Genomic DNA, 11,613 nt, shown 5'->3' on the forward strand with positions numbered 1-11,613 from the left:
TAGATCAGAGCATCCCTAGGTGTCCAGCCTGTCAGCCGGTACGGTCTGCCAAGTCACGATGGACGGAGGCCTCTATGAACGGCAATCCACTTATCGATTGGTGTGAACAGGTTGCCTCGCCGGTTCTACAGGCAGCGGCAGCTGGGCAGCCGATCAGCTTTGCTGCGAAACAAGGGCTTCTCCGCCTATCAGAGATACTTGCATCGCCGGGTATGCGTGTAGGCGACTCGTCCGCCGAGAAACAGTCGTCGTCCAGCCGGTCAGAATAGCCTTTTCGCTCGGTCGCCTGGCGCTTGGCACCTCATGGACAAAGCCAGGAAGCATGTGGACTTAATGCTCTGCACATGCCAATAGGCTCTGCACATGCCAATAGGACTTAGACCCGAGAAGGGCTTGAGGCACTTGGGCCGCCTGTCACGCGCATGACCAACGACTGGGATGCCTGACTCACCTTCGCTTCAGTCGTAGGAGATCGCGACCATGACAGAAATTAAAGGCTCCTATCGTGACTTGATCTACATTGTCATCTACCGGCGGGAAAGGTATGCCGTGAGCTGGTCTTCAAGCCTCGAAGACGACGACGGGGAGGTGGTTTTTAACGCTGGCTGCTTCGTCTGCAGCCAGGGAAAGACCGACTGCGAAAGCGCGATCCGGCAACGAATTTTTGCAAGTATTGACGACTACCATCGCAGCCGCGAGACGTCCATTCTCCACTAACCCCAAGGATAAAAAGATCTTCTTCATCCCAGTCAAGGTCAACCGTCATGTTGAAATCGAGACAAGAGTTACGCGGCATGTTATGCCGCATTGAGGCGGTGATCGAGCTAGTGCACTCCAAAAATCCTAGCGAGCGGGATTTCTTCCGATCCGCCGACGGCGCCTTTCAGGATGTGCTGGCGCAATGTGCTCACGAAGATGATGATTGGTTGTTCAATTTGATCGACCAGGTATGCACGCGTCAGTGCGTTCCGTACCCGATGGCTAGGTAGCGACCACACCCGTCTCACGTTGATCCCCTGGGCGTGTGTGAAAGGTGCTGCAGAGCTCAGGCGTCAGAAGTCCGAAGGCCCGTGATCATTGGTCTAAGTCTTCCATCAGCCCGAAGCAGGTGAAGGCGGACGTACCCGGGTATCCCCGCAGCAGGCGCTCCATCGGACGCTGCCCGGAAACGCATCGAGCGAGCCGTGCCGCACGCTGTCGGCGAAGGTCGGCAAGCACGTGCGCTCGATAGCGGGCTCGCGGCCCAGCGAGAACTGGATCTAGTGAGAACTGGATGTGACCGGCGCCCGCGAGCCATCGACGAAGCACCTGGAAAGGGCGTCCACGCCCTATCGGGTAGCCCGGGGATCGTGGCCCCGTCCTGCGAAATTGCCCGAGTAAATATCCAAATTCACTCGCCCTGGCGACTGTCGGGGCGAGATTTTGTTGGGGCAACCGCTACCAAAAATAGCGCATGCGAGGAAGGCCGGCGGGCGCTGTCCGCCCCGGCCCGCTACAATCAGCCGCCGATGCCGTGCGGCTGCAGCCAGCCCATCAGGATGCCGAGCACCACCATCAGGATCAGCAGCAGCGACAGGCCGATGCGCCGGGTCAGCGCCCACACCGTGCGCTTGCCGCTGCCCTTGTCGGTCATCATGAAGTACAGCGCCTGGCCGAGGTTGAACAGCACCACCAGCAGCAGGATCACCAACGCAGATTTGTAGATGGTTTCCACGTGATCGATCCGAGCGATTACCGGGGCGGCAGTATAACGGCCGCATGCGGAGCCTCCGCGTGAGCGGCTGGCGGCGTCCGACATGGTGGGCGGTGCTGCTGACGGCCGCCGGAGCCTTGTTGTTCGCGTGTTTGGGCGTGTGGCAGCTGCATCGCGCCGACGAGAAGGAGGCACTCTTGCGACGCTATGCCGCGGCGCTCGCGGCGCCGCCGGTGGCGCTTTCTGTCGCAGCCGGGCGGGCTCCGGGCGAGGGCTACGCGCGGGTCGGCGTGCGCGGCGAATTCCTGGCCGACCGCCGCTACCTGCTCGACAACCCGCGGCACGACAGCCGCGGCGGCGTGGAGGTGTACGTGCCGCTGCGCATGCCCGGCCAGCCGCGTCTGCTGCTGGTCGACCTCGGCCTGCTGCCCGGGCAGGGCGGCGAGGCGCGCCCGGACCTACCGGCGCTGCCGTCCGGCGAGCAGCTTCTGCAAGGGGTGTATCTGCCGCCGCCGGGGCATGCGCTGGAGATGGGCGGCGACGCCCTGCCGGGGCAGGCGCGCTGGCCGAAGACCACGGTCTATCTCGACCTCGGGCAGCTCGCCGCCGACCTCGGCCAGCCGCTGTTCCCGCGCGTGCTCGCGCTCGAGCCGGAGCCGGCCTCGCCGTACCAGCGCAGCACGCCCGACTTCGCCGCGATGCCGCCGTCGCGGCATCGCGCCTATGCCTTCCAGTGGTTCGTCTTCGCGGCGGCGGCGGTAGTGATCTTCGTGCTGCGCCATCGCTCGCGCCGGGGCGGCGACGGGGAGGGCACGCCGTGAGTCCGCCCCCCGCCGTTTCCGTGCGCCGCGCCGGACGCCTGAAGCTGCTGCTGATCGCGGCGGTGTTCGCCGCGCCGATGCTGCTGGCCGTCCTGCTCACCGTGGGCGGCTGGCAGCCCGCCGGCAAGGCCAGCGGCGAGCCGGTGCAGCCGCAGCGCAACTTCGTCGAGGAGGGCGTGCGCGTGACGCTTGCCGACGGCACGCGCTACGCCTGGCGCGACAGCGAGCCGAGGCTGACCCTGGTGGCCCTCGCCGGCCCCGGCTGTGCCGCGCGCTGCGTGGAGGCGCTGACCAGGATGACCGCCGCGCGCATCACGCTCAACCGCAACGCGCCGCGGTTGCGCCTGCTCTATCTCGGCACGCCGCCGGCCGGCGCGGCGGGCGAGGGCATGGCGCGCTACTGGTTGCTCGGCGCCGATGCCGACGGTCGCCTCGCCGCCTTCCGTCCGCAGGAGGCCGACAGCGTGAGCGCGCTGCTGGTGGAATCCAACGGCACCGCTTTGGCGCGCTATCCGGCCGGCTTCGATCCGACCGGCCTGCGCAAGGATCTGCAAAAGGTAATCAGGTAAATGACGCAGCAGCACGACGAGGACACCCGCACGGCCGGGGCGTCGCCCATCACGCATCCGGCAGGCGGCCCGCACACCTCGCGCTCTGCCGGGGCGCGCAAAACGGAGGACGGGACGCGCCCGCCGCCGTCTTCGCCCCACGGCGCTTCGATCGCCTCCGCCCGCCGCGACCGCATGCTGCGGGCGCTGCGCTGGCTCGCCCTCCTCGCCGCCGTGTTCGCCTTCGGCGTGGTGATGTTCGGCGCCTTCGTGCGCCTGTCCAACGCGGGGCTCTCCTGCCCGGACTGGCCGACCTGCTACGGCCAGGTCACCTGGCCCGCGCACGCGCACGAGATCGCCCGCGCCGACGCGGCCTTCCCGGACCGCCCGTACGAGGACCACAAGGCGTGGCGCGAGCAGGTGCACCGCTTCCTCGCCGGCACGCTGGGCACGCTGGTGCTCGCGCTGGCCCTGATCGCTGCCTGGCGCACGCGCTGGGCGCGCGCGGCGGTGATCGCGGCGGCGGTGTGCGCGGCCTGCGGTGTCACGTTGTACATGCGCGGGCAGATGGCGCTGTCCTCGCTGTTCTCCGCCCTCGCGCTCGGCCTGCCGGCGCTCGCCGCGCTCGGCCTCAAGCGGCCGGCGGCGTGGCGCATCGCGGTGCTGGCCTTCGGCGTGATCGTGTTCCAGGCCATGCTCGGCATGTGGACGGTGACGCTGCTGCTGAAGCCCATCGTGGTGATGGGCCACCTGCTCGGCGGCCTCACCACCTTCGCGCTGCTGGCCTACGCCGCGCTGCGCTTCGCTGGCGTGGGCGCGGCGGACGACCGCCACGCGCCGCTGCGCCACGCGGTGGCGTTCGGCATCGTGCTGCTGGCGGCGCAGATCGCGCTGGGCGGCTGGACCTCGTCCAACTATGCCGCGCTCGCCTGCGGCACGGATTTCCCCACCTGCCTGGGGCAGTGGGCGCCGCCCACCGATTTCGGCCAGGGGTTCGTGCTCTGGCGCGGCATCGGCGTGAACTACGAGGGCGGCGTGCTCGACATGGCCGCGCGCAGCGCGATCCAGATCGCGCACCGGCTCGGCGCGCTGGCGGTGTTCCTCTACCTCGGCTGGCTCTCGCACCGCCTCGCGCGGCGCGGCCTGCGCGGCTTCGGCATCGCCGTGGGCGCGGTGCTGGTGGCGCAGGTGCTGCTCGGCATCAGCAACGTGCACTTCGGCCTGCCGCTGCCGGTGGCGACGCTGCACAACGGCGTGGCCGCGCTGCTGCTGCTCACCCTGCTGGCGACACTGGCGCGCCTGCAGCCGCGCGGCGATGATGCGGCGCTTTCGTCGCCCGGCCTGTCCCGATGAGTGCCCACCTCCGCGAATACCTGCAGTTGACCAAGCCGCGCGTGGTGGCGCTGCTGGTGTTCTGCGCGGTCATCGGCATGTTCCTCGCCGTGCCCGCGCTGCCGCCGTGGCGCGCGCTGGTGTTCGGCACGCTGGGCATCTGGATGGCCTCCGGTTCGGCGGCGGCCTTCAACCACCTGATCGACGAGCGCATCGACAAGCTGATGGCACGCACCGCGCGGCGGCCGCTGGCCACCGGCGCGCTGTCGCCGCGGCAGGTGCTGGGCTTCGCGCTGGCGCTGGGCATCGCCTCGATGCTGATCCTGGCGCTGCTGGTCAACCCGCTCACCGCGCTGCTCACCTTCGGCGGGCTGATCGGCTATGCGCTGGTCTACACGGCGTATCTCAAACGCGCCACGCCGCAGAACATCGTGATCGGCGGGCTGGCCGGCGCGATCCCGCCGGTGCTCGGCTGGACCGCGGTCACCGGGCACCTGCACCCCTACGCGCTGCAGCTGTGCCTGATCATCTTCGTGTGGACGCCGCCGCATTTCTGGGCGCTGGCGATCTTCCGCCGCGACGACTACGCGCGCGCCGAAGTGCCGATGCTGCCGGTGACCCACGGTGTGGCCTACACCCGCTGGCAGGTGCTGTTCTACACCGTGCTGCTGCTGGTGGTGACCATGCTGCCGGCGTTGACCGGCTTCAGCGGGGCGGTGTACCTGGGCGGCGCGCTGGTGCTCGGCGGCGGCTTCCTGTACTACGCCGTCCGCCTGATGCGCCCGCCGGACGAGTTCTTCGCCATGCGCGTGTTCAAGTACTCGGTGCTGTACCTGATGGCGCTGTTCGCCTTCCTGCTCGCCGACCACTGGCTGGTCGGGCCGCTGCTGAAGCCGGGTTTCGCGCTGGCGCCGGTGGGCTGAAGCGCAACCGTTGAAGGAACGAACGAGGATGCCGCCGTGCGCCTGCTGATCGTCGAAGATTCCGATACGCTCGGCCGCGACCTCGCCGCGGCGCTGACCCACGACGGCCACGTGGTGGACCTCGCCGCCGACGGCGAGGCCGCGCTGTGCTTCCTGGCCGGCTACCACTACGACGTGGTCACGCTCGACCTGATGCTGCCCAAGCTGGACGGCTGGGCGGTGCTGCGGCGGCTGCAGGGGCGCAACGGCCCGCCGCGCGTGCTGGTGCTCTCCGCGCGCGACCAGGTGGACGACCGCGTGGAGGCGCTCAACCTCGGTGCCGACGACTACATGGTCAAGCCCTTCGCCTACGACGAGCTGCTGGCGCGCCTGCACGCGCTGGCGCGGCGCAGCGGCGGCGTGCCGCTGGTGCTCGCCGCCGGCCGGCTGGAGGTCGATCCGCGCGCGCGGCTGGCGCGGGTGGACGGCGTGGTGCTGCCGCTCTCGCCCAAGGAATACGTGCTGCTGGAAACGCTGATGAGCCGCCGCGGCCGCGTGCTGTCGCGCGCGGCGCTGTTCGAGAGCCTCTACGACGCGCGCAGCGAGGCCTCCGACAAGGTGATCGAAGTGCTGGTGAGCACCCTGCGCGGCAAGCTGGCCCAGGCCGGCGTGCGCGACCTGATCGAGACGCGGCGGGGCTTCGGCTATGTCGTGGCTGCGTGAGCTGCTGCTGGGGTCGATCCGCGGGCGCCTGCTGCTCTCGCTGTCCGGCGGCCTGAGCCTGCTGCTCACCAGCCTGTTCGTGCTGCTGGACTACGCCATCGACTGGCAGATCTTCGGCCGCCTCGACGACACCCTGCTGGTGCGCGCGCGCAGCGTCGCGGCCCTGCTCGAATACCACCAGGGCTCGGACGTGCTCGCCGAGCTGCAGACGATCAACCCCGAATACGCCAGCGGCAGCCGCAGCGAATACCTGCAGATCTGGGACCGCCACGGCCACACCCTGCTGGTCTCGGCCAGCAACGCCGCCGCCACGCTGCCGCCGCCGCCCGGGCCGGTGCTGGCGAACGCGCCGTACTTCTACAACCTGCACCTGGCGGACGACCGCCACGTGCGCGGCGTGGCGCTGCGCGTCGCCTTCGGCCCGCACCGCGAGGACGCGCTGCTGGTGCTGGCGGAGGATCGCCAGCAGATCATCAAGGTCGAGCACGGCATCCACATGATCCTGGTGGTGGGCGTGCTCGCCGCCACGCTGGTGGCGGTGCTGCTGTCCTTCCTCGCCGTGCGCGGCGGCCTGCGGCCGCTGCTCGCCTTCGCCGCGCACGCCGGCGCCGAGGCGCCGCCGGCCCTGCCCGCGGCGGACCTGCCGCAGGAGCTGCGGCCGTTCGCGCACGCCTTGAACGGCGCCTTCCGGCGCCTGCAGGGCGCGCTCGAGCGCGAGCGGCGCTTCTCGCGCGACGTGGCGCACGAGCTGCGCACGCCGCTGGCGGAGATGCGCATGGCGGTGGAGCTGGCGCGCCGCGACGCCGCCGATCCCGCGCGGCTGGATGGGGCGATGGCCGCGATCGAGCGCATGAGCCGCTGCATCGACAGCCTGCTGGCGCTCTCGCGCTACGAGTCGGGCATGGACCGCGCGCAGGTCGAGCCGCTGGACCTGGCCGAGCTGCTGCGCCGCGCCTGCGCGCTGGCTGCCACGCAGGCGGCGCCGCGCGCGGTGACGCTGCACGCCGCGCTGCCGGCGGAGTACTGGGTGCTCGCCGACCCCGCGCTGCTCGAGCGCATCGTGGACAACCTGCTGCTCAACGCGGTGGAGTACGCGCCGCCGGGCACGCGGGTGGAACTGGCGCTGGAGCAGGCCGCGTCCGGCTCGCGCCTGCGCATCGGCAATGCGGCGCCGGGCCTCGGCGAAGACGACCTGGTGCGGCTGGGCGAGCGCTTCTGGCGCAAGTCGCCGGCGCGCGAGGCCAGCCGCCACGGCGGCCTCGGCCTCGCGCTCTCGCGCACGCTGGCCGAGGTGCTCGCGCTCAGGCTGCGCTTCGAGCTGGTCGAGGGTGTGCTGTGGGCGATCCTCGAGCCGCTGCCCGACATCGCGACGGTCGAGGGCCGCGACATCTAGCCGCACCCCGCGTGCGGCCTGCGCCGCGATTGCGGCGACCTTCTTAAGTTCGTTCAAAGCGTGGCGCTCCATCCTCGCCGCCGAATCGGTGAAGGGATCGAGGCATGCGTCGCTTGTGGTGGAGATTCGCGCTGGCCGCCGGGCTGGCGCTCCAGGGAACGGTGTCCGGGCAGGAGCTGGTGTTGAGCGCGACGCAGAAGCAGGCGCTCGACGTGCAGGTGGGCAAGGCCGAGGCCGCCGCCAGCGTGCCGCTGGACGGCCTGCCGGCCACGGTGCGGGTGCCGCTGGAGGGCGCCAACGTGGTCACCGCGCCGTACCCCGGCGTGGTGGTCGCGGTGCTGGCGCGCGAGGGCGAGGCGGTACGGCGCGGACAGCCGCTGGCACGCATCCAGAGCCGCGAGGCGATGACGCTGGGCGCGGACCTCGCCGCCGCGCAGGGCGAGTTCCGCGTGGCCGCGGCGGAGGCCGCGCGCGATCGCCAGCTGCTCGCCGAAGGCATCATCCCCGCCTCGCGCCGGCAGACCGCCGAGGCGCGCCGCGAGGCCGCCGCGGCGCGCCTGCGCGCATTGCAGGCCGCGCGCGCCATCGCGCCGGCCGCCGCCGGCGCCGCGCCGGGCACCTACGAGCTGCGCGCGCCGCTGGACGGCAACGTGCTGCAGCGCGACCTGCGCCCGGGCGAGCCGGTCGGCCAGCTGGCCAAGGCCTACGTGATCGCGCCGCGCGACCGCGTGATGCTGGAGCTGCAGGTGCCGGCGCGCTACGCGCCATCGTTGCGCGTGGGCCTGCCGGTGCGCGTGGACGGCGAGGGCGAAGGCACGGTGAGCGAGGCGGGCGGCGCCGTCGACCCGCTCAGCCAGACCGTACTGGTGCGCGCCGAACTGCGCAGCCGTGGCCTGCTGCCCGGCCGGCAGACCACCGCCATCCTGCTGCTGCCGGCGCCGCCGGGCGCCGTCGCCGTGCCTTCCGCGGCGCTGGTCGATCGCGCCGGCAAGACGGTGCTGTTCACCGCCACCGCGCGCGGCTATGCGCCGGTGCCGGTGGAGCGCCTCGCGCAGAGCGCGGACGGCCGCAGCGTGGTGCGCGGCGCGCTCGCCCAGGGCGCCGCCGTGGTGGTGCGCGGCGCCGGCGCGCTCAACGCCATCCCGCAGGGAGGCGAATGAGATGCTGCGCCGCCTGGTGGAATTCGCGCTGGCCCAGCGCCTGCTGGTGCTGCTCGCCGTGCTGGCGCTGGCCGGCGCGGGCGTGTGGGCGATCCTGCGCCTGCCCATCGACGCCTACCCCGACATCGCGCCCACCCAGGTCAAGCTGATCCTCAAGGCGCCCGGCATGACGCCGGAGGAAGTGGAGGCGCGCGTGGTGGCGCCGCTGGAACTGGAGCTGCTCGGCATCCCGCAGTCGGTGATGCTGCGCTCCACCGCCAAGTACGCCATCGCCGACGTCACCCTCGACTTCGCCGAGGGCACCGACATCTACTGGGCGCGCCAGCAGGTCTCCGAGCGCTTCGCCGCCGCGGCCGGCAACCTGCCGGCGGACGTCACCGGCGGCCTGGCGCCGATCGCCACGCCCTTGTCGGACATGTTCATGTTCACCATCGAGGGCGGCGGCCTGACACTGGCCGAGCGACGTACGCTGCTCGACTGGACCATTCGCCCGGCGCTGCGCACCATCCCGGGCGTGGCCGACCTCAATGCGCTCGGCGGCGAGGTGCGCAGCTACCTCGTGGTGCCCGACCGCGCGCGGCTGTCGGCGGCGGGGCTGCACTTCCGCGAGGTGGTCGATGCGGTGGAGCGCAACAACCGCAACGACGGCTCCGGCCGCCTGCGCGAGGGCGACGACGCGCTGATCGTGCGCGCCGAGGGCGCGGTGCACAGCCTGGACGACCTGCGCCGGGTAGTCGTCGCCAGCCGCGACGGCGTGGCCGTGCGCGTGGGCGACGTGGCCGAGGTGCGCTACGGCAGCCTCACGCGCTACGGCGCGGTCAGCCGCGACGGCACGGGCGAGGCGGTGGAAGGCCTGGTGGTGGGCCTGCGCGGCGCCGACGCCTCGACGGTGGTGGCGCAGGTGCGCGAGCGGCTGGTGGCGCTGCAGTCCTCGCTGCCGGCCGGCGCGCGCATCGAGGCCTTCTACGACCGCAGCGCGCTGATCGAGCGCGCGGTGGGCACGGTGGAGGAGGCGCTGATCGAGGCCACCGTGCTGGTGGTGGTCCTGCTGCTCTTGTTCCTGGGCGACGTGCGCGCCGCGCTGGTGGTGTCGCTGATCCTGCCGATGGCGGCGCTGGTCACCTTCCTGATGATGCACCTGTTCGGCATGAGCGCGAACCTGATGAGCCTGGGCGGCCTCGCCATCGCCATCGGCATGCTGGTGGACGCGGCGGTGGTGGTGACCGAGAACACGGTGAGCCGGCTCTCCCCGCACGACGGCACCGCCGAGCTGCCGCGCCTGCACCGCGTGTACCGCGCGGTGGTGGAAGTGGCCGGGCCGGTCACCGCCGGCATCGTCATCATCTGCCTGGTGTTCATGCCGCTGCTCACCCTGCAGGGGCTGGAGGGCAAGCTGTTCGCGCCGGTGGCGTTGACCATCGTGTTCGCGCTGGCCGCCTCGCTGGTGCTGTCGATGACGGCGATCCCGGTGCTGTGCTCGCTGCTGCTGCGCGAGCGCGCGCACGCCGAGCCGTGGCTGATGCGCCAGCTCGAGCGCGGCTATCGGCCGCTGCTGGACTGGTCGCTGGCGCACGGCCGCTGGCTGGGCGTGGCGGCGGGCGTGGCCCTGCTGCTCGGCGTGGCCGCGTACCTGGGCACCGGCAAGACCTTCATGCCGACCATGGACGAGGGCGACATGCTGATGCAGCTGGTCAAGCAGCCCTCGATCAGCCTCGATGCCTCGCGCGACCAGGACATGGCGATCGAGCGCGCGATCAAGGCCAAATTGCCCGAGGTCGAGCACGTGGTGGCGCGGCTGGGCTCGGACGAGCTGGGCCTCGACCCGATGGGTCTCAACGAGACCGATATGTTCCTCGAGCTCAAGCCGCGCGCCGACTGGCGCGTGCCCGACGAGGCCTGGCTGCAGGACCAGCTGCGCGCGATCATGAAGGACTTCCCCGGCATCGAATACGGCTTCACCCAGCCGATCCAGATGCGCGTGTCGGAGATGCTCACCGGCAGCCGCGGCGACGTGGCGGTGAAGGTGTACGGGCCCGACCTCGCCACGCTCAACCAGCTCGCCAACCGCATCGCCGCCATCCTCGAACGCACCGCGGGCAGCCAGGACGTGATCGCGCAGACGCAGGAGGGCGTGCGCTACCTCGGCGTGCGCATCGACCGCCAGGCCGCCGGCCGCAACGGGCTGGACGTGACCGCGGTGCAGGAGGAACTGCGCGCGCAGCTGGAGGGCCAGCCCGCCGGCACCGTGCTGGAGCAGCAGCGGCGCATCCCGGTGGTGGTGCGCGGCGCCGCGCGCATCGTGGACACGCCCGCGCTGTTCGAGCGCCTGAGCGTGGCGCGCGGCGACGGCGGCGAGGTGCCGCTGGCGCAGCTGGCGAAGATCGAGGCCACCACCGGCCCGGTGCAGGTGCGCCGCGAGAACGGCTCGCGCTTCGCCCTGGTGCAGGCCAACGTGCGCGGGCGCGACCTGGTGGGTTTCGTGCAGGAGGCGCAGGCCGCGGTGCAGGGCGAGGTGCACCTGCCGGCCGGCTACAGCGTCAGCTGGGGCGGCCAGTTCGAGAACCAGCAGCGCGCCGCCGCGCGCCTGGCGGTGGTGGTGCCGGTGGCGCTGGCGCTGATCTTCCTGGTGCTGTTCTCCACCTTCGGCTCGATCCGCCAGGCGCTCTTGATCCTGTGCAACGTGCCGTTCGCGCTGGTGGGCGGCATCGTGGCGCTGTGGCTGTCGCGGCAGTACCTGTCGGTGCCGGCCTCGGTGGGCTTCATCGCCCTGCTCGGCATCGCCGTGCTCAACGGCCTGGTGCTGGTGTCCTACTTCAAGCAGCTGCGCGCGGCGGGCGAGTCGCTGCACGACGCGGTGCGCGACGGCGCGCTGCGCCGCCTGCGCCCGGTGATGATGACCGCCTCCATCACCGCGCTCGGCCTGGTGCCGCTCTTGTTCGCCAGCGGGCCCGGCTCGGAAGTGCAGCGGCCGCTGGCCATCGTGGTGATCGGCGGCCTGGTCACCTGCACCGCGCTGACGTTGCTGCTGCTGCCGGTGCTGT

Annotated in this window: 10 protein-coding genes; 9 read left to right on the plus strand and 1 reads right to left on the minus strand. The window is 71.3% G+C overall.

Annotated features, from left to right (window positions below; genetic code table 11):
* Positions 1–480 precede the first annotated feature (480 nt).
* On the plus strand, positions 481–717 hold the full coding sequence (locus tag ACH65_RS10320) for a hypothetical protein (RefSeq protein WP_049622511.1): 237 nt from the start codon (positions 481–483) through the stop codon (positions 715–717).
* Between the two features lie 781 nt (positions 718–1,498).
* Here ACH65_RS10320 and ACH65_RS10325 read toward each other — a convergent pair.
* Positions 1,499–1,714: a twin transmembrane helix small protein gene (locus ACH65_RS10325; RefSeq protein ID WP_049622512.1), complete on the minus strand. Its 216-nt coding sequence runs from the start codon at positions 1,712–1,714 to the stop codon at positions 1,499–1,501.
* Between the two features lie 59 nt (positions 1,715–1,773).
* On the opposite strand from ACH65_RS10325, the gene ACH65_RS10330 reads away from it, so the two are divergent.
* From ACH65_RS10330 to ACH65_RS10365, 8 genes are all read left to right on the plus strand, one after another.
* A complete protein-coding gene (locus ACH65_RS10330) occupies positions 1,774–2,514 on the plus strand; it encodes an SURF1 family protein (protein ID WP_049622513.1) in 741 nt (246 codons plus the stop codon).
* Positions 2,511–3,083 carry a hypothetical protein gene (locus ACH65_RS10335; RefSeq protein ID WP_049622514.1) on the plus strand — a complete coding sequence of 191 codons (573 nt, stop codon included), beginning with the start codon at positions 2,511–2,513 and terminating at the stop codon, positions 3,081–3,083. The genes ACH65_RS10330 and ACH65_RS10335 overlap by 4 nt, the downstream gene beginning before the upstream one ends.
* A 174-nt stretch (positions 3,084–3,257) precedes the next feature.
* Entirely contained in the window at positions 3,258–4,415 is a 1,158-nt protein-coding gene (locus ACH65_RS10340) for a COX15/CtaA family protein (protein WP_049622520.1), read from the plus strand.
* Positions 4,412–5,317: a heme o synthase gene (gene cyoE / locus ACH65_RS10345; protein WP_049622515.1), complete on the plus strand. Its 906-nt coding sequence runs from the start codon at positions 4,412–4,414 to the stop codon at positions 5,315–5,317. The genes ACH65_RS10340 and cyoE overlap by 4 nt, the downstream gene beginning before the upstream one ends.
* A gap of 36 nt (positions 5,318–5,353) precedes the next feature.
* Entirely contained in the window at positions 5,354–6,019 is a 666-nt protein-coding gene (locus tag ACH65_RS10350; RefSeq protein ID WP_049622516.1) for a response regulator transcription factor, read from the plus strand.
* A complete protein-coding gene (locus ACH65_RS10355; RefSeq protein WP_049622517.1) occupies positions 6,003–7,412 on the plus strand; it encodes a sensor histidine kinase in 1,410 nt (469 codons plus the stop codon). The genes ACH65_RS10350 and ACH65_RS10355 overlap by 17 nt, the downstream gene beginning before the upstream one ends.
* Positions 7,413–7,516: 104 nt before the next feature.
* Positions 7,517–8,572, plus strand: coding sequence for an efflux RND transporter periplasmic adaptor subunit (locus ACH65_RS10360; protein ID WP_049622518.1), 1,056 nt, complete (start codon positions 7,517–7,519; stop codon positions 8,570–8,572).
* Position 8,573: 1 nt separating this feature from the next.
* Positions 8,574–11,613: efflux RND transporter permease subunit (locus ACH65_RS10365; protein WP_049622519.1), on the plus strand; the 3,040-nt coding region annotated here is incomplete at its 3' end.

The sequence above is a fragment of the Frateuria defendens genome (assembly GCF_001182895.1).
GTDB classification, from domain to species: domain Bacteria; phylum Pseudomonadota; class Gammaproteobacteria; order Xanthomonadales; family Rhodanobacteraceae; genus Frateuria_B; species Frateuria_B defendens.